The organism is Myxococcus sp. SDU36, from assembly GCF_030168875.1.
In the GTDB taxonomy this organism is placed as follows: domain Bacteria; phylum Myxococcota; class Myxococcia; order Myxococcales; family Myxococcaceae; genus Myxococcus; species Myxococcus vastator.
The window spans coordinates 6,566,046-6,588,344 of sequence record NZ_CP077414.1; the positions used below are offsets into that span (position 1 = coordinate 6,566,046).

Sequence of the window (22,299 nt, forward strand, 5' to 3'; positions counted from 1 at the left end):
ACGCGGTGAGCGCGTTGTCTTTCAAGCTGGACAGCGCACCGTCGAGCTGCCCCCACGGCTTCGTCTCGTTTGCTCCGGAAGACCCTGGGCATGGGCCTTGCTCATGGGAAGCGTGTCCTCTCCGTGAGGGCGGCGACGCTTGTCGCGAACCCCCATCAACGAGCCAGACATGAAACTGCCCGTGTTCGTGGCGCTGCTCTTCCTTGCCGCGTGTGGTCCCAAGATCCTGATGCCGAATCTGAATTCTGACGGCCGCTGGCAATACAAGGAAGGAACGGTCGCGGAAAAACATCACCAGACCATCCCTACGCCGCTCCTGAATGACAGTGAGTTCAGCGCCCAGGCACGCAACTGCGCCGTCGCCTACAATCAGGCTCGCTCCGCCTACAATCGCTGCTTCGCCACCTCCAGCACCTTGAGGATAGGACAACTGGCCAGCGCTGGCGTCACCGTTCTGTCCTCTGGGATTGGCCCCAACACGTCCAATGACGTCGTGAAGCGGCGCTGGTCCCACGCCAGCGTCGCTGGAGCAGCGGCATTGGCCCTCTTCACGGGGTTCGATTTCTGGCTGAACTGCAACGACCGGACCTTCGTCGAACAAGCCCTGGCAGCCCAACGACTCGCGCACCTGAACAACGCCAGTCACCTCTTGATGTGTGCGAAAAGGGCTCGCGAACAGCGCGAACTCATCGAGCAACTCCATCAAGAACTTGAAAGCCTTGGGCAGTCTCCCACCAAGGACGATGCTCTCAATCGCTCGATTCAAGAACTCAGGAGCAAGCAGGACATCAACCTGCATGCCCTCAAGCGATTCAACGCCCAGGTCAGCACGGCCAAGAACAACAAAAAACTCTCCACGGAAAGTAAAACAACCATCGACAATATCGGCTCGACCTCCGACCAGCTCATCCGCCTGATTCCCACGCTCTGCGCGCCCCCTCAATCCAGCGACGCTTCGACGCAAGCCGCGTCGAGACCGCAGGACTACCTGGACCGCGTCCATGCCGAGCTCGTGCAGTGCCTCCAAGTCAACCCCGTCCGGTTCAACGTCGAGGCCGCCACGCGCTGACCCCGAACCTCCTTCTCACCGCCGTACCAACCCAGGAGTTGTCATCATGAAGCGTCAAGCCAAGAACGTGTCGTTCGTCCTCCTCGCGCTCGTCGCCATGCCTGCCTTCGCGGGCAAGCACCACTACGGAAACGGCCCCACGCGTGAGAGCGCCTGTGCCGCGGCGGAGCGCCGCGCCGCGAAGGCCGCCGCCGACAAGGGGACCTGCTACGACTCGTGCAACGTCAACACCTGCAAGAAGCTGGATGATGGCACCTTCACCTGCGAGGCCATCTCCTCGAACCATCCAGGGAGCTGCCGCCGCTGACTGGCAGGTAGCCCAGACCGGACGCCGCAGCTCACGAGGTCGTGAGCTGCGCGCTCCGCGTTGATTCGGCCCGTGGCGGCTCCATCAACGCCGCCACCTCCGCGGAGTAGCCACCGGGCGCCTCGCCGTGAACGACAAGAGGGGGGCGCACGGCGAGGCCCCGGTCCCTGTCTCGCAGGGCATGCACCAGGAAGCGCGTGGCCGGGGCTCCCACGCGCGCGTGGACGAAGCGCAGCACGGTGGGGTGGAGCTTCGCCTGGGACAGCAGGCCCAGCACCTCGGCCGCTCGCGCCGCGGGGTACACCAGGCTCACGCCGCCGCCGGGCATCAACGCGTACCGTGCCGCGGCGATGACGGCTGGCGCGTCACACGCGACCTCGGACTTGGACACGGCCCGCTCGTCATCCGGGCTGCGGACCCCCGCGTCGGCCAGTCGGAAGGGTGGGTTGGACACGACGTGGGCGTACTCGCCTCCGGAGACGTGTTCGCGGATCCGTCGCAGGTCTCCCAGCAGCGGGGTGACCTGCGTCTCGCACGCGTTGAGCGCCACGGCGCGCGTCAGCCGGGCATGCACGGCGGGCTGGAGCTCCAGGGCATCCATGGGCCCCAAGCCGAACTGCTTCACCAGCAGGAAGGACACCACCCCGCTGCCAGCGCCCAGCTCCAGCATCCGCCCGGACGACGCGCCAGTGCCTTCGGTGGCCGCGAAGTGGGCCAGCAGCACCGCGTCCAGCGTGAAGCGGTAACCCATCCGCCGCTGGAGCACCCGCACCCCCGCCGTGCCAATGGAGTCGAGCGTTTCGTCCGGGCAGGGCTCGGGCAGGGTGGGTTCAGGCATGGGCTGCAGGGCTTCCTACCCAACGTCCGCGTCGAGCCCAAGAACCCAGCACTGTGCCTCGGCATCCCCGCTGGAAAATCTGCTCACCAGCCAGGGTCACATCGGAAATTTCAGATGTTATTTCAGTATGTTGCGCGGCAATATCGGTCAGCGATATCTGTTCACGGATCCTCTCAGGAATCCGTTCATGGCCACTCTGGAACAACTGCTGACCGTCCTCGGACGTCAGGTCGAGGTGAAGGGGAGCGAGTTGGCTGCCCAGCTCCGCGTCTCACGCCCGACGGTGTCGCGGCTGCTCGCCTCGGCGGGTCCGAGCGTCTGCCGGATGGGACAGGGGCCCGCCACCCGCTATGCGCGGACGCGTTCGGTTGCCTCCCTGGGAGCACAGCTACGGCTCTACCGCGTCGACGAGGCAGGCCGTCCCCACGAAGCAGGCATCCTGCACCCACTCTGGAACGGAGGCTGCTGGCTTGCGCGACAGGACGGGGGAGGGGAACGGTTCGCCGGCCTCCCGCCCTTCGCCGCCGACATGAGCCCTCAGGGCTACCTGGGCCGGGGCTTCGCGAGTCGCCACCCCGAGTTGGGACTTCCCCCGCGCATCACTGACTGGACGGAAGACCACCATCTCATCGCGCTCGCGCTCCGAGGCGAGGACTGCGTCGGAGCCCACATCATCGGCGCGGCCTCCCTGGACCGTTTCCTGGCCAGCCCGCTTCGACCCGTCACCGAAGCCCAGTACCCGGAGCTCGCCCGCTCCTCCCTGTCGAGCGAGGCAGGCTCCTCCGCCGGTGGCGAGCAGCCCAAGTTCACGGCGTACACAGCAGGACGCCACGTCCTGGTGAAGTTCGCGGCCCATGATGACGGCGCCGCCGCTCAGCGCTGGAGAGAGCTGCTCATCTGCGAAGGCCTCGCGCTCGAAGCCGTCCAGGCCGCCGGGATTCCGGCCGCGGCCTCACGCTCCCTCCGCGTCGAGGGCTACCAGTTCCTCGAGGTCGAGCGCTTCGACCGCGTGGGGGAAAGAGGCCGCAAGGCGCTGCTCTCACTCATGGCCATCGACAACGAGTACCTCGGCCACGAAGGGAAGGGGAGCACCTGGACCAGCGCGGCCCGGTATCTCCTGGAGCGCCAGTCCATCAGCGACGAGGACGCCCGGCGCGTTCGCTGGCTCGACACCTTCGGGCAGCTCACCGGCAACACCGACCGGCACTTCGGCAACCTCTCCTTCTTCGAAGACGGACCCCAGCGGTTCCGGCTCGCCCCTGCCTACGACATGCTCCCGATGATGTTCGCCCCCGTGGGCACGAGCATCGTCGAGCGCACCTTCGAGCCCCGGCCGCCCACCGCGGAGACGCTCGACGTCTGGTCCGATGCCGCCCGTCATGCCTTGGCGTACTGGACCCGGCTGGAGCAGACCTCCGAGCTCAGCGACTCGTTCCGAGCCCACTGCGCACGAAACCGGGACTCACTCGCGGCGCTGATGCAGCGGACGCCGGTCTGAGCCGGCGTCCGCCCCGCCTTCCTACGGCGTATAGACGACCGTCAGCACCGCGTTCGCCCCATCCCGGACGAACAGGTACTGCGTGGCCGTCTGCGCCTGGGTGAAGCGCAGCCGCAGCTGCGTCTTCCCCGTCTTGCTGATGGCGCCAAGGCCCGCGCCGCTGAAGTCCCCGGAGCTCTTCGCGCCCGCGGTGAACCGGTCGATGCCCGCGACGCTGCTCGCCGTGGCCGCAGCCGCCCAGTCCGCCGGCTCCGTGTTCGCCGCGTTGAACGTCCCCGACTTCACATCCACCACCAGCGTGTTCCCCGCCGGCGTCGACCACGGGTCTCCCGAGCCCGACGAGTAGCTCACCGTCAGGTACGCCCGCGTCACGGTGGCCCCGTCCGGGAGGCTCGACGTGTCGAAGGAGAGGAAGGACCGGTTGTACTTCCCATCCGTCCCCCGGCCGAGCGCCAGGTTCGTCATCAGCCCCACCGCCGCCGCGCTGCCGTCCGCGTTCGCCTTCAGGTAGCCGTCGTCCGCCGCGAGGCTCGTGAACTGCACCGTCACCGGCGCCGGGGAGCCCGAGTTGCTCACCGTCACCACCGTGTCGTCGTCCGTCGCCTGGTTCCCCGCCGCGTCGAACGCCCGCGCGCCCAGCCGGTGCTGCCCGTTGCCCACGGCCGCGCTGTTCCAGGCGAAGGCATACGGCGCCTGCGTGTCCGTGGACACCACCGCGCCATCCACCAGGAATTCCACCCGGGTGACGCCCACCGCGTCCGCCGCGCCCGCGGTGACATTCACCGTGCCGCTCACCGTGGCCCCGTTCGCCGGCGCCGTCACGTTGACGGTGGGCGGCGTGGTGTCACCCGTGGGCTCGCCTCCGCCTCCCACAATCCCGAAGAACCGCGCCTGGTGGTAGACGGAGCAGAGATTCACGTCGCTCAGGTACGCCCCCACCGAGCCACAGGCCGCGCTGCCCGTGCCGCCCGGGAACTGGAACTGCGCATCCATGGCCACCGCGTGGCCCATGCCGGTGAGCTCCCACGTCTCCACCAGCGCGGTGCCCGCGCCGTCCCGGTACACCTTGTGCGGGAAGCCGGACACCGTCTCCACCGTGTCCGGCGTCTGGTCGATGCCGTGCACGTTCGTCCACTGCTCCATCGCCTCGGTGAGGTTCATCACGTTCACCGTGTAGTCGCTGGTGCCGTGCCAGATGGTGACGCGCGGACGCGGGCCCGAGTAGCCCGGGTACGCGCCGCGGACCACGTCTCCCCACGCGGCGGGCGTGCGGTTCACCCCCGGGCTCATGCAGCTGAAGCCCGCATTCATCGACTCCGCGCACCGGTACGGGCCTCCGGACTGGATGGCGCCAGCGGAGAAGACGTCCGGATAGGCCGCCAGCAGCGCGGGCGCCATGTATCCACCCGCCGAGAACCCCGCCACGTACACCCGCGCCGAGTCAATGGAGTACGTCGCCTTCATCGTGTCCACCATCTGTTTGATGGACAGCGCCTCGCCCCGGTCTCGCGCGATGTCGCCGGGCTCGAACCAGTTGAAGCAACTGGTCATGTTGTTGCCGCTCTGCTGCTGCGGATAGACGGCGTAGAACTTGTAGACGTCCGCCGCCGCGGACCAGCCGCTGCCCTCCATCGCCGCGGCCCGCTGCGTACAGCCGTGCAGCACCACCACCAGCGGCGCGTTGGCCGGCATGCCGGACGGCACGTGGCGGAACATCTGCAGGTTGCCGGGGTTGCTGCCGAAGTTCGTCACCTGCGTGAGCAGGGGCTGCTGATGCTCCGCCACCTCGGCCTCCGGCGCGTCCTCCGCCGGCCCACCACAGCCCGCCAGTCCCGTGAACAGCCACGCGGCAAGAGGCACTCCGGCGGACCACGACCACGGCCAGGAACGGCTGCGACGCTGCTTGTGCATGGTGTCTCCCAGGCCGCCGCCAGAGGGGAATGGGCGGCCACGGGGACAGACCTGACTCCTCCGACAGCCCCTGATTCAAGGCGCGTCGCGTCGCATCGCGCTGAAACATGAACCAGGATTCAAATCACGCACCGCGTCGTGTGGTGCGCTGAAACATGAGTCAGCCTTCAGCTCACGGAAGGGCGCCGGGCAGCCTGTCGCCCGGCGTCCTCCGGCGGGGTTCAGCGCTCGGAGACGAGCCGCTCCGCCACGTCCAGCACCCGGGCCTCCACGCACACGTCGTCCAGGTGGTTCGCCTCCACCAGGCCGGTGGGGCTCGTCACGTTGACCTCGGTGAGGTAGCTGCCCAGCACGTCGATGCCCACCAGCCGCAGCCCGCGCCGGCGCAGCTCCGGCTTCAGGCGCTCGCAAATCTCCAAATCCCGCGGGGTGAGCACGGCCTTGCGAGCCACGCCGCCCGCCGCCATGTTGCCGCGGTGGTCGTCCTCGGACGGGACGCGCAGCACGCCGCCCACCGGCTCGCCGTCCACCAGGAGGATGCGCTTGTCGCCCTGGCGGCTCTCCGGGATGTACGCCTGCGCGACGACGGCCTCCCGGCCACCCCGGGTGAGCATGTCCACCGCGGAGCGCGCGTTCCGGTCCGTGGCGGACAGGAAGAGGATGCCCTTGCCCGCGAAGCCATCCACCGGCTTGAGGATGGTGCCCGCCGCGTTGCGCGCGATGAAGTCCAGCAGCACCGGCGGCTCGCTGGTGACGCGCGTGTCTGGCATCAGGTCCGGGTAGCGCAGGGAGTAGAGCTTCTCGTTCGCGTCGCGGATGCCCGCCGGCTCGTTGATGAAGACAGGGGGGCGCTGCGCGCCGCACAGCTCCACCAGTTGGGTGGCGTGCAGGAACTCCGCGTCCACCGGCGGGTCCTTGCGCATGAAGAGCACGTCCAGCGAGGACACCGGGCGCGGGGCCTCGTCGAGCAGGTCGAAGTGCCGGCCTGGCTCGCGGCGCACGGTGACGTGGCGCATGCGCGCCTCCGCGCACGTGCCGTTGAAGCGCAGCCAGCCCTGTTCGAAGTAGCGCACCTGGTGGCCGCGCTGCTGCGCTTCGAGCATCAGCGCGAACGTGGAGTCGTGGTCCACCCGCACCGTCTCGAGCGGGTCCATCAGGAAGCCGATGTTCAGAGAAGCCATACAGTCCGGAATCAGAGGAAGAGGGGCGCGAAGATAACCCGGTGCCCCGGGACGTGCCCCTCAATCCCGGTGCTGTGTTTCAGCGCTCGGGGATTTCCGCCAGCTTCAGGCGGAACTGGGTCGTCTCCCCGGCGGTAATCGGCACCGACAGCATGCGCTTCTTGCCGTCCGGGCCCACGAGCGTCAGGTCGTGCTCCCCCACGGGCATGGCCACGTTGAACATCGGCGTGCGGCCCACCCGCTTCTTGCCTCGAAAGACCTCCGCCTCCGGCAGCACCAGCAAGGTCAGCTTGCCCCGGCCCTTCGCCGGACGGGGGCTCGCCGCCTCCTTGGGACGGCTCTCTTCCACGTCCTCGCCGCCCACCGCGGCGCCCACCGCCTTGGCCGGCGCCTCCGGGGTGCCGGCATCCGGGGTGGGAGCGTCATAGCCCGGCACCGGGTAGATGGGCAGGTTCGGGTCATGGCGGGGGAGGGTGCGCAGCGCGCTCGCGTCCTCTTCCTCCACCGTCTCGTTCAGCACCTTCGACAGGTGCCAGGCGGCATACCCGCCGCCCACCAGGATGCCCAGCAGCACCAGCCCCCACAGCACATTGGAGGTCTTGCTCTCCGGTGGCTGCCGCGGGCCCGCCGCCGCGGGCTTGCGGGGCGCCACCGCCGCTTGCACCTTGCGCGAGGGCTTGCGCGGCATGCCTGCCACGCCGTTCGACGGCGTCGGGAGGTCCTTGCGCTCGGGGAGGTAGGGCCCGTCATCACCGCGCAGGGCCCGCTTCGCGGACTCCAGCATGACGCCGTTGGTGGTGCCGTCCGCGGACTCCAGCATGACGCGCGTGGCGGACATGCGCTCGGCGAACAAGTCTTTCATCAGCGCGGCCCGGTCATGCGCGTCCAGCAGCAGCTTGCCCGCCGCCGCTTCAATCGCCCGGGCCATGTCCCGGCCGGTGGCGAAGCGCTTCTCACGGCTGCGCTCCAGCGCCCGCATCACCACCTTGGACACCTCTTCGGGCACGTGCGGCGCGACGTGCGAGGGCCAGGGGACGGGCTCCTCCAGAATCTTCATCATCTCGTCGCGCTCGTTCTGTCCCGCGAACAGGCGCGCGCCGGTGATGAGCTCGTGCAGCATCACCCCGACGGCGAACAAGTCACTGCGCCCATCCAGCGTCTCGCCCCGCACCTGCTCCGGGGACATGTACCCGGTGGTGCCCTTCACCGTGCCGACGTTGGTGCGCTCCAGGCTGTCCTTCGCCTTGGCGATGCCGAAGTCGAGCAGCTTCACCACGCCGTCGTACGTCACCATGATGTTCTTCTGGGCGACGTCGCGGTGGATGACGGGGCTGGGCGCGCCGGAGGGCGCCGTATAGGTGTGCGCGTAGTGCAGCGCCATGCAGACGTCGCGCGCCACCGACAGCGTGAAGCCCAGCGGGAGCTGCTCGTGGCGGCGCAGGCACGCGCCGGTAATCTGGTTCAGGTTCTGCCCGGCGATGAACTCCATGGCCAGGTAGAGCCCGTCATCCTCGCGCCCCAGGTCGAACACCTGCGCGATGTTCGGGTGGTTGAAGGCCGCGGTGATGCGCGCCTCGTCCAGGAACATGCGTTCGAACTGCGCGTTGTCCCGCGCGTCCGGCAGCACCCGCTTGATGACCACGTACTTGCGGAAGCCACCCGGACCCGAAGTGAAGCCCAGGAACAGCTCCGCCATGCCGCCCACGGAGAGCTGCGTGACGACCTCGTACTTCCCGATGCGCTCGCCCCGATAGAAGTCGATGGGGAAACCCTCCGCCGGCACCCCACTGTCGGGGCACATCCCGCGCCAGACGATAACAGCCTTGTGCGGGGCGGACGTGGGGTGAGAACGCGCCACCACCTCGGGTGCCTCCCGCATCCACCGGGAAGCTGTGGATGGCCTGTGGACAGCGGGGGTGAGGCTGTGGAGAAACCCCGGTGTGGATCAACCCCTGTGGGTTCCCGGGGATAACCGTCATCTTACCCACATGTAGCACTTCCGAAATTCGTGAGTATTCCCAGGTGCTTGCTGACTTGTCCCCAAGTCCCGGCGCCCTACCGCTACTACCAATAGATCAATACCTCTATGAACCTTTAGAAGAAGCAGGCGGCGCTGGGGACGAAGTGCCTGTGGAAACTCAAGGCAGCGCCAGGCGCAGCTGGTCGAGCAACGCGGGCAGCCGCAGCATCAGCTCCCGGTCCATGTCCTCCAGGGCCCCGCGGAGGGCCGCCAGGTCCTCTGGGGCGCGTTCCGCGTTCACCATGCGCTGCAGGACCCTCAGGCGCTGATTGCGCTGCACCAGGCTGCCCAGGACGTCCTCCAGCTCATCGCTGAGGACCTCGCCCAGGCGCAGGTCGTGCCCGATCAGCTCCCGGAGCTGCTCCACCAGGTACGTGAGGTCCCAGGATTCTGCATATCCAGCACGGCGCGACATCTCACCCCTGGCCCAGGCGGGTCGCCGGGCTCACTCCAGCGGCTGGGGCCGCAGCAGGCCCACCAGCGTGAGGCGCGCGCGGGACGGGTCCAGCTCCACGCTGACCTGGCAGCCGGCGACGTCCAGCCTCAGCGTGTACGGGAACTCGGGGGGCAGCTGACTTTCCTCCTGCCGGGCCAGCGCGGCCAGGCGGAACAGTTCGGCGAGCAGCTCATGGCGGGTCTCCGCCGCGAGCCCCTCCACGGTCGCCTGCAGGCCGCGTGGGATGAGCACGGTGAAGGCCTGCGATGACGAAGGGGCGCATGAGGAGGATGCGACAGAGGTCATGACGTACCCCGCGTGCGAGAACCATACCCTTTCGGCACCCAACCATTTCGCGCGGTTGCAGCCTGTAGCAGTGGAACGGCCTGTAAAAAACACTGCCCCCCTTCCCGCCGACCCTGAAGTGTTGGGAGGTGGGACGCCGACAGGGGCGAGGCGTCCGCGGGGCCTTCCGGCGCGGGTATAGCCGGGAGGCAAGGGGGAGGACGCCATGGCGCACGCAACACGGGCGTCCCGGTACAGCGGCGTTGTCTTGGCGCTGATGCTGGGGCTGGGGGCGGTGGCTTGTCGGGACACACCGTCCCTGTCGGGGGCGGTGGGGCGGTTGCGGTTGTCGGCGCAGCGCGTGGACTTCCCGCACGCCTACCCGGGCACCCGGCGGGAGGCCGAGGTCCGCGTGGTGAATGGCGGCCGGGCCCCGCTGGACGTCACGTGGACGGACGTGTCGGCGCCCTTCTCGTTGGGGGAGGCGCTGCCGGTCCGGGTGCTGGCGGGCGAGGTGCCGGTGCGCCTGCGCTTCGCGCCCGAAGCCGAGGGGCGCTACGAGGTCATCCTCACCGGCACCGCGTCGGACGGCGGCCAGGTGCGGCTGGTGCTGGCGGGCGAGGCGAGGCCGGTGCCGGAGTGCTTCACGCCCGTGACGTGCGCGGCGGCCACCTTCGACCTGGTGACGGAGCGGTGTGTGGAGTCGGTGTTGCCGGACGGCACCGCGTGTGCGCCGGGCAATGCCTGCATCACCGGCGCCACCTGCCAGGCGGGACGCTGCCGGGGCGAGGAGCTTCCCTGTGACGACGGCGACGCCTGCACCACGGACGTGTGCCACGTGCTGGACGGGTGCCAGTCCGTGCCGGCGCCGCCTTGTCCAGCGGCGGGGCCGTGTCAGGTGGGGACGTGCGATTCGCTCAGGGGATGCGCCACGGCCCCCGCGCCGGATGGCACCCTCTGCGGCGCGGCCCAGGGCACCTGTGAGGACGCGGACGTGTGCCTGGACGGGGCCTGCGTGAAGCGCGATTTGCCGGAGGGCTTCCTGTGTGAAGCGGCCAGTCCGTGTCAGGCGTCGGGGCACTGCCGCGGCGGCGTGTGTGCTCGGCCCGCGGCGCAGCCCCTGAAGGTGGATTGGGAGCACGACGCCCGGACGGAAGGAGCGCAGCTGCAGGACCTGCTGGTGGGGCCGGAAGGGGACGTGACGCTGTCGGGCTTCTACGGCACGCCCGTGCTGGACGCGGCGGGCGAGGTCCCAGTGAGAGCCTCCCATCCGGCGCGGCGCTGCATGCTGTGGAATGACCGGCTCCTGTGCATGGACATGCCGGTGGACGGGACGGTGTCGCTGCTGGAGCGCGACACGGGAGCGCCGCGGTGGACCTTCACCCTGGCCGACGCGCGGCCGGACTTCAGGGAGAGGACGCAGACGCTCTTCCTGGCGCGGCTGGCGGTGATGGCGCCGGACCGGCTGGCGGCCCTCTTCGAGGCCTACCCCACGGAGCAGCGGCGCGACACCGCGTGCCGCCTGTACTTCCTGGTGGTGCTGGATGCCTTCGGCCACATGGTGTCCGCGCGCGAGCTGACGGACCCGCTGCTCGCCGAGTGCAACCACCCGCACCCGTATGGCCTCGCCTCGGACGTGGTGGGGGACCTCTACGTCGCCTTCGCGCCCACGCTGAACACGGGGGCGCCGCTGGCGTCGGGGATGCCCACGTTGCTGATGGCCTTCTCCTCGGAGGGGGTGCCGCGCTGGCGGAGGACGGAGCCCCAGCGCGCGGGTGAGCTCGCGGTGGTGGACGGGCTGCTGCTGCCCGAATGGGGGTTCCAGGCGTTGAGCACCCGGGATGGGACACCGGTGGGGTTGTCGCTTGCGCAGCACCTCGGCCGCGCGGTGGCCACTCGGGACGTGGTGGTGCCCAGCGCGCCGGGCACCACGGTGAACGCGGGCGCGGACAGCCTGAGCGCCACGCCGGCCGCGACGCAGCTCAAGGGCTTCCGGCTTCCGGACCTGGGGCTGGCGTGGCTGTACTCGCTGAAGGAAGGCCAGCGCCTGACGACCAAGGAGCTCCGGCTGGGCACCTGGCCCAGGGGCGCGGGCCTTCCGCCCGAGACGCTGGTGCTGACGCACGCGGTGGCGGCTGACCACCAGCGGTGGCTGGTGGGCGTGCGCGCGCGGGATGGGGGCGAGGCCTTCCAGTGCCCGCTCGACTACGCGCCGCGCACGGTGCCGCAGTTGATGGAGCTGGGGCCCGGCGCCCTCTACTTGATGGACGGGGCCCTCGGTTGTGGCGAGTGCGACCCGCCCTTCGCCACCAGCCAGCCGCGCTTCATGCGCTTCCCCATGCCGGGGTTGCTGCCCGCGAACGCGCCCTGGCCTGGGACCTTCGGCGGACCGGGGCACGGGCACCATGAGAACGCGGTGCACTGAGCGGCGCGGCGCTTCACTGTGGAGAACTTGTGGGCGGGTCCAGTCGAGCGCTGGGGCAGGCCGGGCCTGCTCGCAATCCCAGATGAGATTCCCAGCTTCCTCGACCTGACACGTCGTTCAACTTGGAATGGGCTGGCAGTACCTTGAGCTTGCCTTTGCGCGAATCCCTCTCGCGCGGGCGCTCGGGGCCTCCCGCCCATGTCCAATCTCCGGCCATCGGGTCCGCGGCTACCTGGGCGCGGCGGAAGGGGCGCTGCGGCCGGGAGCCTTCGACTCGGTGGGGCTGGAGGTGGACAATGCGTGCTGACGCTCTGCTGTGGGTCGTGGCGGTGCTGGCCACGGGATGCGCCTCGGTGCCGAATGCTCCCGAACGTGGCGGAACGCTGCACTACACGCCGCGCGAGGCAACCTCCTCCGCGTGGGGAGAAGCGCCAGGCGATGAGCGCCCACGCCACCCGGACGCTCCTCCGCTCTCTGTTTCAGGGCCCGAGGGGCATCCACGGCGATTGCGCCGCAAGTGGCCACGTCACGACGTCACGGAAGCCGGGCCTGGCGCCGTGTCTGGAGCTGTTGGAGGCAGGGAGCGGAGCGCCGCAGCGGCGCGTCAGGCCGTCCTCGATGCCATTGACGAGGTGAAGCGCTCCATGGAGGGCATTGAAGCCGCGCGCGCTCGGCTCGCGTCGCGTCCGCCCGCGCTCGGTGGCCGGGGACTCCATGGGGCATTCACTCGCTACCTCGACCACGGCTCCAGGCAACGGGCCTGGCTCCGAGGAACGCTCGGGAGCGCCACCGGGTTGGTGGGAGTGGCGTCGCAGGTGGGGGACTCCGACATGGAGTTGGGCGTCCTCCGCATGTCGGGGCCTCGACTCCAGGCCGCGATGTTTGGCACGCTGTTGCTGGCCGCGTGGGTGGACTTCCTCCAACTCGCTGACGCCGTGCTTCGACAGTGCCCCGCCTATAGCGTCGAGAAGCTGTTCGCGGACCTGCATCGAGTTCAAGGCCTGATGGCTCCGACGCTGGCAGACCTCGCCTCGGGGGACTCGGAGCGCGTCGAAGTGGCGGCGACCGCGACGCCCGAGCTGATGGGAGAGCTGACCCGCGAGTTCGACGCGGTTCATCGAGGCGCCCGCGCGGCCATGGAGAACGGCGCCAAGCTCATGGTGGCGGCGCAGGTGATGGAGATGCTCACCATGATTTCCGCGATGAAGTTGTCACTCCCCCGGCTGCCCCCAGCCGCACCCGCGACGCTCGGCGTTGGGTTCGTCATGAGCTCCGGTGGCGTCATGGTGGGCTCTCGAATCGTCGTCTCCGCGGAGTGGGTGGAGATGATGCGAAGGCTGGTGCAGGCGGGCGTCATCTCCGTTCCAGCCGTCAGCGCGGCCATCCGCATCCACGGCGGCCAGGTGATGATGGCGCAGGCGCACCAGGACTTGCCCAAGGGCGTGCGCGACGCGCTGGGCGACAGCCCCGAAGTGCGCGGCATGCGGGTGACGGGCAGAGCGGGCGCGGGCATGTCCGACGCACCGAAGCATCACGTCCTGCCGAACGAGCACCGCGAGTGGTTCGAGGCGCGCGGCTTCAAGGGGGACATGGACATCGACCAGTTCTGCGTGCGGCTGGAGCGGGCGCACCACGAGGCGATTCATGGTGGAGGAAACTGGAGGCTGGGACGCATGTGGCCCGGCGAGTGGAACCGGATGATCATGGAGATACTGTTCAAGGCCGAGATGAAGGCTGGCCGAATGCTGATGCGGAATGAGATCTTGAAGGAGGTCGCGATGCGTATGCGGGACTACAGAATCCCGATGAACTTCACGTCTGGGAGAAGCAGATGAGTGGCGGAGAAGCTTGGCGGGGCAACATCAAGGCACGCTTGTACGAGAGGGCTCGTGAACGGGGCTTCGGCTCACTCACCGCCTTTGCCGAAGCGCGCCCTGCCGTTCCGCTGTATGCCCTGGCCGACGAGCTTGGTAACGACGTTGCTGCCGTGCAGGTCCTGAGCGGCTTGTTGTACGAGGCGCAACAGCGCAAGCAGGTCACGCGCTTGGTTCGTGACGTCCTCGTTCGCGAGTTGGCCGAGAGGTTCCCAAATGGCTGGCCGGGCACGCTGGACAACGTCACCCGTGGAGAGGTGGCCTTGGGGCTCGGGACGTGGTCTGCCTACAGCCCAGAAACCCACAAGGAACGAGTAGATCGGGCAGGGGATGCGCTCCTCGCCAACCCTCCCCCCGCTGGCTGGCGCCCGCTCGGCCCCGACGACGAACTTCTCCGGACGCTCCTGCCGGACGACGAAGCCTGACCGGCAGCTGTAGCCGGTGAGTCAGGTCGGCAAGTGAAGCGAAGCAAAAGAAGGCCCGGAGGCAGCGGCGAAAGGGCCGCAGCGGCCGGGAGCCTTCGCCTCGGTGAGCCTGGGGTGGACAATGCGTGCTGACGCTCTGCTATTGGTAGTGGCGGTGCTGGCCACGGGGTGCGCCTCGGCGCCGAATGCTCCCGAACGTGACGGACCGCTGCGCTACACGCCGCGCGTGGCCGCGACCCCCGCCTGGGTAGAACCGCCAGGCGATTCAGGGCCCGAGGGGCATCCACGGCGATTGCGCCGCAAGTGGCTACGTCACGACGTCACGGAAGCCGGGCCTGGCGCCGTGTCTGGAGCTGTTGGAGGCAGGGAGCGGAGCGCCGCAGCGGCGCGTCAGGCAGTCCACGACGCCATTGACGAGGTGAAGCGCTCCATGGAGGGCAGTGAAGCCGCGCGCGCTCAACTCGCGTCGCGTCTGCCCGCTCTCGGTGGCCGGGGACTCCATGGGGTGTTCACGCGCTACCTCGACCACGGCTCCAGGCAACGGGCCTGGCTCCGCGGAACGCTTGGGAGCGCCACCGCGTTGGTGAGAGTGGCGTCACAGGTGGAGGACTCCGACATGGAGCGGGGCCTCCTCCGCATGTCGGGGCCTCGCCTCCAGGCCGCGATGTTCGGAGCTTTGCTGCTCGCCACGTGGGTGGACTTCCTCCAACTCGCTGACGCCGTGCTCCGACAGTGCCCCGCCTATAGCGTCGAGAAGCTGTACGCGGACCTGCTTCGCGTTCAAGGCCTGATGACGCCGACGCTGGCAGACCTCGCCTCGGGGGACTCGGAGCGCGTAGAGGCGGCGGCGACCGCGATGCCCGCGCTGATGGGGGAACTGACCCGCGAGTTCGACACGATTCATCGAGGCGCCCGCGCGGCCATGGAGAACGGCGCCAAGCTCATGGTGGCGGCGCAGGTAGTGGAGATGTTCACCATGGTTTCCACGCTGAAGCTGTCACTCCCCCGGCTGCCTCCGGCCGGACCCGCGACACTCGGCGTGGGGCTGGTGATGAGTCCGGGTGGCGTCATGGTTGGCTCGCGAATCGTCGTCTCCGCGGAGTGGGTGGAGATGATGCGAAGGCTGGTGCAGGCGGGCGTCATCTCCCTCCCGGCCGTCAGCGCGGCCATCCGCATTCACGGCGTACAGGTGATGATGGCCCAGGCGCACCAGGACTTGCCCAAGGGCGTGCGCGACGCGCTGGGCGACAGCCCCGAAGTGCGCGGCATGCAGGTGACGGGCAGGGCGGGCGCGGGCATGTCCGACGCGCCGAAGCACCACGTCCTGCCGAAGGAGCACCGTGCGTGGTTCGAGGCGCGCGGCTTCAAGGGGGACATGGACATCGACCAGTTCTGCGTGCGACTGGAGCGGGCCCACCATGAGGCGATTCACGGAGGCGGGGACTGGCGCCTTGGGCGCACGTGGCCTGGCGAATGGAACCAATTTCTCATGCGCGAGCTGCTCAAAGCCGAGGAACGAGCCGGCCGGATGTTGACGCGGAATGCCATCCTGAAGCTCGTCGCAAAGCACATGAAGGACTATAAGCTCCCAATGAATTTCACCTCCTGGAGGGGCCAATGACCGCCCGGCATCCGTGGGAGGGCGACGTGAGAGCCCGCCTGTATGAGCGAGTCCGCGATCGGGGCTTCGACTCACTCACCGCCTTTGCCGAGGCGCGCCCTGCCGTCCCGCTGCATGTACTGGCCGACGAGCTTGGTGAAGACGATGTCGCTGCGGTGCAGGTGTTCAGCGGGTTGCTCGCTGAGGCAGAGCAGAGTCGGCGGGTCACACGTCTTGTGCGCGATGTGCTCGTGCGCGAGCTGTCCGACGACTTCCCCGACGGCTGGCCAGCCGTGATGGACGACGAAACCCGGATGGACGTTGCCATCGCGCTCGGCCGATGGAGTGGCTACACGCCAGAAACCCATCAGGAGCGCGTAGACCAGGCCAGCGATGCGCTCCTCGCCAATCCTCCCCCCGCTGGCTGGCGCCCGCTCGGACCTGATGACGAGCTTCTCCGGACGCTCCTGCCTGACGAAGAAGCCTGAACGGCAGCGGCGCCCCTGCCACCTGACGAAAGGACCCTTGGAGTGAGGAAGCGAGCGCGGCAGGCCACTCGCGCGCCAGCGTAGCGGTTTCCCGTATACCGCGCTGCTTCCTGAGCACCCTGAAAGGAATTCAGTCTTCCCGGCGCCTGCTCACACTCGACGTGAATGCGCAACTGCTATGGGTCCTCACCACACCCGGCCCGTCACGGCGCTTGCGGGAGTCAGGACCCGACGGGTGGACAGGCCACGCGCAGCCGATATTCTTCGCCCACCGTAGCGTTGGAGTTCGTGGACGGTATTCCACGGTGCCCACGCGCAGGCCGCTCGGGAAGCAACCCGCTTGTTCCCGGCGCTCGCGTGGAAGGAGTGCGGTTGCCCGGACGACCTTGGAGGTCCGGCGTGCGGCGGCTTCGTGGCATCGTGGGGGGCCCGCTCGGGCCCCGGGTGGAAGTCTCCCGGGGCCCGAGAGACCTCGTCCCGGCCACCGCTACGGTTGGGGTGTCTCCGCCGCCTGGTTCGCTTCCACGCGCGTGAAGGACAGCAGGTAGGCGGGCTCGTCTCGCGTGCTCGCCTGTATCAGCTCCTCCGTCAGCGCATGCAGGGGCCAGCGGTCCATGGACGCCTTGCGGAAGAGGGCCACCGCGCCTTCCAGCGCGCCGATTCGGGCCAGCGCCTGCTCACGGCCGGCCTCATCGCCCAGGTCCTGGGCGCCGCCGCGGACGAGCTGCAGGCCCACCATGCGCTCCACCATGGTGGGTTGTTCGGCCATGCGCGCGCCGATGTCGCGGGTGATGCGGCCCAGCCGCTTCCGGTCCTCGGGGGACAGCGAGCCCCGCGTGCCCACGTTGCGCGTGCGCAGCACCCACGAGCCCCGGTCCGTCACGCTGTGGGCCGCCACCGCCATCGCCGTGGCGCTGACATCCGGTACCCCCGAGCCCTCCAGCAGCTTCCGGGCCTCCTCGTACGTGCGGGTGAAGACGCCCTCGCGCCACACGGGCAGGGCGGCCACCTGCTCCAGGCCGTCTATCTCCGCCGCGCTCATCTCCGAGCCCGGCTCCGTGTCTCCCAGGAGCAGCAGCAACTGGAGCTGCATGGCGCGCGGGTGCGCGGCCGCCAGCGCCTCCAGCTTCTGGCGGAACACCGTGCGCGCTTCGTCATGGGAGGCCTGCGGCAAGGCCTCGCCCCGGAGCACGTCCATCACCGCCACGAAGAGGGACGGGTCCTCCAGCCGAGGCACCTGCCGCAGCAGGAAGAGCGCCTTGTCCGCGTCCAGTCGCGGGCTGCCCAGGGCCAGCATCAGCCTCACGTCGTCCGACGCGGCGCGCTCCCAGGCGGTCTTCGCCGCGGCGGCGATGGCCGGGTCAGGCGGCAGCGGCGTGGCGCCGGGGAGCAGCGCGCTCTGCTGGAAGTCGGGCTGGCCCAGGTCCACCCAGGCCTGGCGGAACGCCTGTTGCCAGTCCATGCCGCCCCCGCGCCGCAGCGTGTCCAGCCGCGCCAGCAGCTCTCCTTCCAGGGCGCCCGGAGCGGCCGCGTCCAACCGCCGGAGCGCGTCGCGGGCCTCGGTGTCCTGGCCTTCCTCCAGCGCGAGGCAGGCCTTCACCAGGAGCGCCGGCGCGTGCTGGGGCGCCAGCTTCAGCGCGGCCGCCAGCGCCTCGTGCGCCTGGACCCGCTGTCCCGTCGCGGCGGCCCGAGCGGCGCGGTCCGTCTGGACCAGCACCTCCATGGGGGCCTGGGACTTCGCTTGGGGCGTCTCATGCGAGTGGTCCGCGTGGGACTCGCCATGCGCCTCGTGCGTGTCCCGTGGGGTGGAGCCGGGCGATGAAGGCCGTGGGTTCCACAGGAAGAGCCCTCCAGCCAGCACCGCCACGCCGACGCCCGCGCCACCCCACAGGACCTTGCCGCGTCGCCGGGGCGCCGGGGCGTTATCGGAGGAGGAAGGGAGGGGAGGCGTCATCGGGTGGGAAGCTCCGCGAGGGGTGGGGACGCGCATTCCAGCCGCCCCGGCCCATGCGGAGCAAGCCGGCCCATCCGCGACCTCGGGTGCTGTCCGGTTCACCCCACCCGTGTGTTGTCATTGACGCGGCACGCCTTCCACGGCGGCGGGCGCGTCAGTCCTGGTAGACGAGCCGGGAGCCGCCGCTGGTGCGCACGTCGCTCTGGGCCGGGCGGGACACGAGTTGGAGGACGCTGCCCCCGGAGGCCTCGCCGCTGACGCGGTCGGACGCATCCACCTCCACGCGCGAGCCGCCGCTCGCCTCCGCGTCCAGCGTCTTGACGCCCTTCACGTCCAGGGCCCGCACGACGGAGCCCCCGCTGGCCTCGACGTCGAAGTCCGTCGCCCGTCCCGCCAGCGTCACCTTCGAGCCACCGCTGGCCTCGGTCTCCACCTGGCGTGCATCCACGCCGCGGACGTTGACGATGGAGCCCCCGCTGGCCTCGACGTCGAACTCATCCGTGCGCGTGGCGTCCGCGTCCACGTGGCTGCCGCCGCTGGCGTGGATGCCTTCCACGCGCGGGCTGGAGACGTACAGACGGACCTTGCCGCCTCGGAACCCGTCGAAGAGCTTCCTGTCCACGCGGGTGCGCAGCGCCCCGTCATGCACGTCCAGCTCGATTCGGGACACGAGCTCGGCGGGTCCCTCCAGGCGCACGGACTTGGGGCCCACCTTCACCTCGGCCCGGATGCCATGGCTCACCGATACCTCGTCGAAGTCGGGCACCTCGCGGACGTCGCCTCGCTGTCGTGTGGAAGCGGACGCACCGGCTTGAGCGTCCTGGGCATGGGCACAGGCACCGAAGAGGAGGAAGGACGCGACGATTGAGACGCGGGCGGGGGACATGGGCAGGCTCCAATGGAACGAGGGGCCGTGACACGGACCCCGACGTGCGCAAGGTACGCATGGCTCCGGCGTTGATTGCCTGCCCCGCGGTTCAGGGGTCCGAAAGCAGGCTCAACGGGCCGCGGACGGAGGTCGTCTCCCCGGGCTTGATGTCCACGGGAACCTGGTGCGCCTTGGCGGTGGCATCCACCAGCTTCAGGGTGTGCTGGCCCGCGGGCAGCTTCACCTTGAAGAGCGGCGTCTTGCCCAGGTCCTGGCCGCCGAGGAACACCTGGGCCTTGGGCTCGGTGACCAGCGTGAGGAAGCCGGGCTCGCCCGCCGGTACGCTCTCCGAGGTGGGCGGCGTGGCCGGTGCCTTGCGGGGCGCCGTGGCGACCGCCTTGCTCCGCTGCGCTCCGTTGCGGACGCGCTTGAAGGTCCGGGGGCCCTTGAGCGGGGCGTCGTCCTCGGTGGCGGCGTCCGAGTCCGGGGCACGCGCCTCCGGCACCGGGGCCTCGTCCGTCAGGGTGGAGGGGTCCACCTCCGCGATGGCCACGGCTGACGCACCCGTGTCCTTCGTCCCTTCGTTCACTGGTGGAGCCTCGGGAGCCGCTGTCCCCGCCGCCAGGTCCTTGTCCGCGTTCACCGGTGGGCGTGTTCCGGCGGTTTGCTGGGGGGGCGGTGGGGCACCCTGGCCGAGCAGCGGCTTCAGCCGGGAGGACACGACGCCACCGTCCAGTCCCAGCATCACCACCGCGACGCCCAGCGCCAGCATGCCCACCACCGCCGTGACGGCCACCCAGGCCCGGTTTCGCCGAGGCGGTGGCTGTGGTTGTGGAGACCGCGCGCGCCTGGGGCTTGTCGTGTCGCCGCGGCTCTGCACCGTGGATTCTTCGTCGTCCTCCTCCACGGGCATGTCGTGGAAGCGGACGGGCTGGGTGGTGGGCTCGGTCGAAGCGCCACCCTGCCTGCGCCGGGGAGGACTGGAGCGGCGCGACGAGGGTGTCACCGGAACCGTGTCCTCGCCACGCTCGGGGGGCATCACCGGCATGCGAATCATCGCCGTCTGCAGGTCGCGCTCGGCGGGGGGCGGCGTGGGCACGGAGGCGCGCAGGCCGTCCTGGGTGCGGGGAGCGCGGGCGCGGGATGCATCCTCCGTCGCGGCGCGAGGCGCGGGCGCTTCGGACGGGGCCACCGTGCGCAGGCCGTCCTGCGTCCGTGACGAGCGAGACCGTGCATCCGCGGCGGGAAGCGTCTCCGACGTGCGAGTCACGCGTGCCCGAGGTGCCTCATCACCGGCCGGAGAAGACTCGGGAGCACGAGGAGCACGTGCGCGATGCGCGTCCTCGCCAGCGGAGGCAGGCTCGTGCGCCCGAGCAGCACGTACCCGATGCGCGTCCTCCGCGGCAGGGACCGTATCCGGCGTGCGAATGGGCCGGGCGCGGGAATCCTCGGGCGCTGGCGGAGCGGGTGGCTCCGGGGAACGCACCCCGCGGACCTGGGTCTGTTCCCGGGCGGTGGCCTGGGCATCCGCCGCCGAGGCCCGCGAGCCCTGACGCGCGGAGGCCTCACCCGGCGCGGGTGCGGAAGCGCCCGAGTCCCGGCCAGTGCCTGGCAACTGCGTGCGGACCGTGTGCTCCGGTGGGTGGACCGGCATCCCCGGCTGGGTGCGCTCGTGCTGCCGCTCAGACGGAGGGGACGTCACGGCCTCGGCGGGAGGCGGAGGAGGAGGGCGTGCGTCGGCGGCGGGCGGGCGCGAGGCCAGCCGCTTGACGGGGGGCGCCTGGAGCACGGCCTTGCGAACGGGGCCGACGTCAGGGGACGCGGCGGGAGCGCCCGGAGTGGGGCGCCGGGGCGCGGGCGTCGGCGCGGCGCCGCGAGGCGCTCCCGGAGCCCGAGGTGACGGCGGCAAGGTGACGCCGCCGGTGGGCAGCTCGGAGGGCTCGGCCCCCATGGCCATCACCTTGGCCAGGTTCACCACGCCGGTCGTGTCCCCTGTGTCGTTCTGCCCGCTCATCAGGAGCTGCCGCGTCTGGTCGCGCCGGTCGGAGAAGAGGCGCAGCATCAGCTCGCTGCTCTGCTCGGGGTGCCAGATGAGCGGACCCACGGCGCGCTCGATGGCGCGGGCGAACTCCAGCGTGGAGGCGTACCGGTCCTCGCGGCGCCTGGACAGCGCGCGCATGACGATGGCGTCCAGCTCTGGCGGCACGTGCTTGTTGGTGCGCGAGGGCGGCGTCACCTCGCAGCGCAGCACCGCGTTCATCATCGCCTCGGCCTGCTTGGCGTAGAACAGCCGCATGCCGGTGAGACACTCGTGCAGCACCACGCCGAGGCTGAACAGGTCACTGCGCGCATCCAGCGGCTCGCCCATGATCTGCTCGGGCGACATGTAGCCGCTGGTGCCCTTCACCATGCCCACGGCGGTGCGGCTGGCGCGGGCCAGGCTCTTGGCGATGCCGAAGTCGAGCAGCTTGGTGACGCCCTCGTACGTCACCATGATGTTCTTCTCCGCCACGTCCCGGTGGATGACAGGGGAGGGGCGGCCCAGCGGATCCGTGAAGGTGTGCGCGTAGTGCAGCGCCACGGCGGTGTCGCGCACCGCCATCAGGCTGTAGCCCATGGGGATGGGGGTGTTGGCCTGCCGGCACGCGCGAGCCACCTCCACCAGCGTGGCGCCCGGGACGAACTCCATGGAGAGGAAGAGCTCTCCGTCCGCGATGTCCAGGTCGTACACCTGGGCGATGTGCGGGTGGTTGAACGCGGCCGTCACCTTGGCCTCGTCCAGGAACATCCGGACGAACTCCTCCTCGCCGCGGATGTCGGGGAGAATCTGCTTCAGCACCACCAGCTTGTGGAAACCCGCCAGGCCACGCTGGGACGCGAGGAAAATCTCCGCCATCCCGCCCGTCGACAGGCGGCAGAGCACCTCGTACTTGCCCAGCGAGCGCGCTTCCGGCGCGAGCGGCAGCGTGTTCCCACTCATCGAATGGCGTCGAATGTACACCGTGAGCCGGATGGACGCGAAAGCCCCGTCCCCCACGGGTTTGTTACCGGACCTGGCGACTTCCCGGGTAGGACGGAATTGAAGCCGGATTCAGGTGGGGAATCGTGGGCGCGCCTGGC

Annotated in this window: 17 protein-coding genes; 8 read left to right on the plus strand and 9 right to left on the minus strand. The window is 69.8% G+C overall.

The window, feature by feature from the left end; all coding sequences use genetic code 11:
- The first annotated feature begins 169 nt into the window (after positions 1–169).
- Together KGD87_RS26675 and KGD87_RS26680 are read left to right on the plus strand one after the other, a co-directional pair.
- On the plus strand, positions 170–1,069 hold the full coding sequence (locus KGD87_RS26675; RefSeq protein WP_284663584.1) for a coiled-coil domain-containing protein: 900 nt from the start codon (positions 170–172) through the stop codon (positions 1,067–1,069).
- A 46-nt stretch (positions 1,070–1,115) separates the two neighbouring features.
- The gene (locus KGD87_RS26680) at positions 1,116–1,376 is read left to right on the plus strand and encodes a hypothetical protein (protein WP_284663586.1); all 261 of its coding nucleotides are present in this window, start codon (positions 1,116–1,118) and stop codon (positions 1,374–1,376) included.
- A 31-nt stretch (positions 1,377–1,407) separates the two neighbouring features.
- On the opposite strand, the gene KGD87_RS26685 is transcribed toward KGD87_RS26680, so the two are convergent.
- The gene (locus KGD87_RS26685; RefSeq protein WP_284663587.1) at positions 1,408–2,214 is read right to left on the minus strand and encodes a tRNA1(Val) (adenine(37)-N6)-methyltransferase; all 807 of its coding nucleotides are present in this window, start codon (positions 2,212–2,214) and stop codon (positions 1,408–1,410) included.
- A gap of 187 nt (positions 2,215–2,401) precedes the next feature.
- Between KGD87_RS26685 and yjjJ the strand changes: the two genes are divergently transcribed.
- Positions 2,402–3,712: a type II toxin-antitoxin system HipA family toxin YjjJ gene (gene yjjJ, locus KGD87_RS26690; RefSeq protein ID WP_284663588.1), complete on the plus strand. Its 1,311-nt coding sequence runs from the start codon at positions 2,402–2,404 to the stop codon at positions 3,710–3,712.
- Between the two features lie 21 nt (positions 3,713–3,733).
- On the opposite strand, the gene KGD87_RS26695 is transcribed toward yjjJ, so the two are convergent.
- The 5 genes from KGD87_RS26695 to KGD87_RS26715 form a co-directional block, all read right to left on the minus strand.
- On the minus strand, positions 3,734–5,623 hold the full coding sequence (locus tag KGD87_RS26695) for an extracellular catalytic domain type 1 short-chain-length polyhydroxyalkanoate depolymerase (protein ID WP_284663591.1): 1,890 nt from the start codon (positions 5,621–5,623) through the stop codon (positions 3,734–3,736).
- Between the two features lie 221 nt (positions 5,624–5,844).
- On the minus strand, positions 5,845–6,804 hold the full coding sequence (gene gshB, locus KGD87_RS26700) for a glutathione synthase (protein ID WP_284663592.1): 960 nt from the start codon (positions 6,802–6,804) through the stop codon (positions 5,845–5,847).
- Between the two features lie 79 nt (positions 6,805–6,883).
- Entirely contained in the window at positions 6,884–8,587 is a 1,704-nt protein-coding gene (locus tag KGD87_RS26705; RefSeq protein ID WP_284663593.1) for a serine/threonine protein kinase, read from the minus strand.
- A gap of 355 nt (positions 8,588–8,942) precedes the next feature.
- Positions 8,943–9,239, minus strand: a complete 297-nt coding sequence (locus tag KGD87_RS26710) for a hypothetical protein (RefSeq protein WP_284663594.1) — start codon at positions 9,237–9,239, stop codon at positions 8,943–8,945.
- A 30-nt stretch (positions 9,240–9,269) separates the two neighbouring features.
- On the minus strand, positions 9,270–9,566 hold the full coding sequence (locus KGD87_RS26715; RefSeq protein ID WP_284663595.1) for a hypothetical protein: 297 nt from the start codon (positions 9,564–9,566) through the stop codon (positions 9,270–9,272).
- Positions 9,567–9,771: 205 nt separating this feature from the next.
- Between KGD87_RS26715 and KGD87_RS26720 the strand changes: the two genes are divergently transcribed.
- The 5 genes from KGD87_RS26720 (at position 9,772) to KGD87_RS26740 (ending at position 16,357) form a co-directional block, all read left to right on the plus strand.
- Positions 9,772–11,970, plus strand: coding sequence for a tenascin-X (locus KGD87_RS26720; protein ID WP_284663597.1), 2,199 nt, complete (start codon positions 9,772–9,774; stop codon positions 11,968–11,970).
- A gap of 557 nt (positions 11,971–12,527) precedes the next feature.
- Positions 12,528–13,805 carry a DUF2380 domain-containing protein gene (locus tag KGD87_RS26725; RefSeq protein WP_502887962.1) on the plus strand — a complete coding sequence of 426 codons (1,278 nt, stop codon included), beginning with the start codon at positions 12,528–12,530 and terminating at the stop codon, positions 13,803–13,805.
- Positions 13,802–14,269 carry an NUDIX hydrolase gene (locus tag KGD87_RS26730; protein ID WP_163783731.1) on the plus strand — a complete coding sequence of 156 codons (468 nt, stop codon included), beginning with the start codon at positions 13,802–13,804 and terminating at the stop codon, positions 14,267–14,269. Before KGD87_RS26725 ends, KGD87_RS26730 begins: the two co-directional genes overlap by 4 nt.
- Positions 14,270–14,885: 616 nt before the next feature.
- The gene (locus tag KGD87_RS26735) at positions 14,886–15,890 is read left to right on the plus strand and encodes a DUF2380 domain-containing protein (RefSeq protein WP_350099911.1); all 1,005 of its coding nucleotides are present in this window, start codon (positions 14,886–14,888) and stop codon (positions 15,888–15,890) included.
- Positions 15,887–16,357: an NUDIX hydrolase gene (locus KGD87_RS26740; RefSeq protein ID WP_284663602.1), complete on the plus strand. Its 471-nt coding sequence runs from the start codon at positions 15,887–15,889 to the stop codon at positions 16,355–16,357. The genes KGD87_RS26735 and KGD87_RS26740 overlap by 4 nt, the downstream gene beginning before the upstream one ends.
- A 487-nt stretch (positions 16,358–16,844) precedes the next feature.
- Here the strand turns inward: KGD87_RS26740 and KGD87_RS26745 are convergent, their stop codons facing one another.
- The 3 genes from KGD87_RS26745 to KGD87_RS26755 all read right to left on the minus strand — a co-directional run bounded on the left by KGD87_RS26745 (position 16,845) and on the right by KGD87_RS26755 (position 22,159).
- Positions 16,845–18,311 carry a hypothetical protein gene (locus KGD87_RS26745; RefSeq protein WP_284663604.1) on the minus strand — a complete coding sequence of 489 codons (1,467 nt, stop codon included), beginning with the start codon at positions 18,309–18,311 and terminating at the stop codon, positions 16,845–16,847.
- A 154-nt stretch (positions 18,312–18,465) separates the two neighbouring features.
- On the minus strand, positions 18,466–19,197 hold the full coding sequence (locus tag KGD87_RS26750) for a head GIN domain-containing protein (protein ID WP_284663606.1): 732 nt from the start codon (positions 19,195–19,197) through the stop codon (positions 18,466–18,468).
- A gap of 91 nt (positions 19,198–19,288) precedes the next feature.
- Positions 19,289–22,159 carry a protein kinase domain-containing protein gene (locus KGD87_RS26755; protein ID WP_284663608.1) on the minus strand — a complete coding sequence of 957 codons (2,871 nt, stop codon included), beginning with the start codon at positions 22,157–22,159 and terminating at the stop codon, positions 19,289–19,291.
- Positions 22,160–22,299 lie beyond the last annotated feature (140 nt).

Excerpts from the sequence above, each read along its gene's own strand:
- KGD87_RS26685 (WP_284663587.1), bottom strand. The coding sequence starts at position 2,214 with ATGCCTGAACCCACCCTGCCCGAGCCCTGCCCGGACGAAACGCTCGAC.
- KGD87_RS26740 (WP_284663602.1), top strand. The coding sequence starts at position 15,887 with ATGACCGCCCGGCATCCGTGGGAGGGCGACGTGAGAGCCCGCCTGTAT.
- KGD87_RS26680 (WP_284663586.1), top strand. The coding sequence starts at position 1,116 with ATGAAGCGTCAAGCCAAGAACGTGTCGTTCGTCCTCCTCGCGCTCGTC.
- KGD87_RS26755 (WP_284663608.1), bottom strand. The coding sequence starts at position 22,159 with ATGAGTGGGAACACGCTGCCGCTCGCGCCGGAAGCGCGCTCGCTGGGC.
- KGD87_RS26715 (WP_284663595.1), bottom strand. The coding sequence starts at position 9,566 with ATGACCTCTGTCGCATCCTCCTCATGCGCCCCTTCGTCATCGCAGGCC.
- gshB (WP_284663592.1), bottom strand. The coding sequence starts at position 6,804 with ATGGCTTCTCTGAACATCGGCTTCCTGATGGACCCGCTCGAGACGGTG.
- KGD87_RS26695 (WP_284663591.1), bottom strand. The coding sequence starts at position 5,623 with ATGCACAAGCAGCGTCGCAGCCGTTCCTGGCCGTGGTCGTGGTCCGCC.
- yjjJ (WP_284663588.1), top strand. The coding sequence starts at position 2,402 with ATGGCCACTCTGGAACAACTGCTGACCGTCCTCGGACGTCAGGTCGAG.
- KGD87_RS26750 (WP_284663606.1), bottom strand. The coding sequence starts at position 19,197 with ATGTCCCCCGCCCGCGTCTCAATCGTCGCGTCCTTCCTCCTCTTCGGT.
- KGD87_RS26720 (WP_284663597.1), top strand. The coding sequence starts at position 9,772 with ATGGCGCACGCAACACGGGCGTCCCGGTACAGCGGCGTTGTCTTGGCG.
- KGD87_RS26730 (WP_163783731.1), top strand. The coding sequence starts at position 13,802 with ATGAGTGGCGGAGAAGCTTGGCGGGGCAACATCAAGGCACGCTTGTAC.
- KGD87_RS26675 (WP_284663584.1), top strand. The coding sequence starts at position 170 with ATGAAACTGCCCGTGTTCGTGGCGCTGCTCTTCCTTGCCGCGTGTGGT.
- KGD87_RS26745 (WP_284663604.1), bottom strand. The coding sequence starts at position 18,311 with ATGACGCCTCCCCTCCCTTCCTCCTCCGATAACGCCCCGGCGCCCCGG.
- KGD87_RS26735 (WP_350099911.1), top strand. The coding sequence starts at position 14,886 with ATGGAGCGGGGCCTCCTCCGCATGTCGGGGCCTCGCCTCCAGGCCGCG.
- KGD87_RS26710 (WP_284663594.1), bottom strand. The coding sequence starts at position 9,239 with ATGTCGCGCCGTGCTGGATATGCAGAATCCTGGGACCTCACGTACCTG.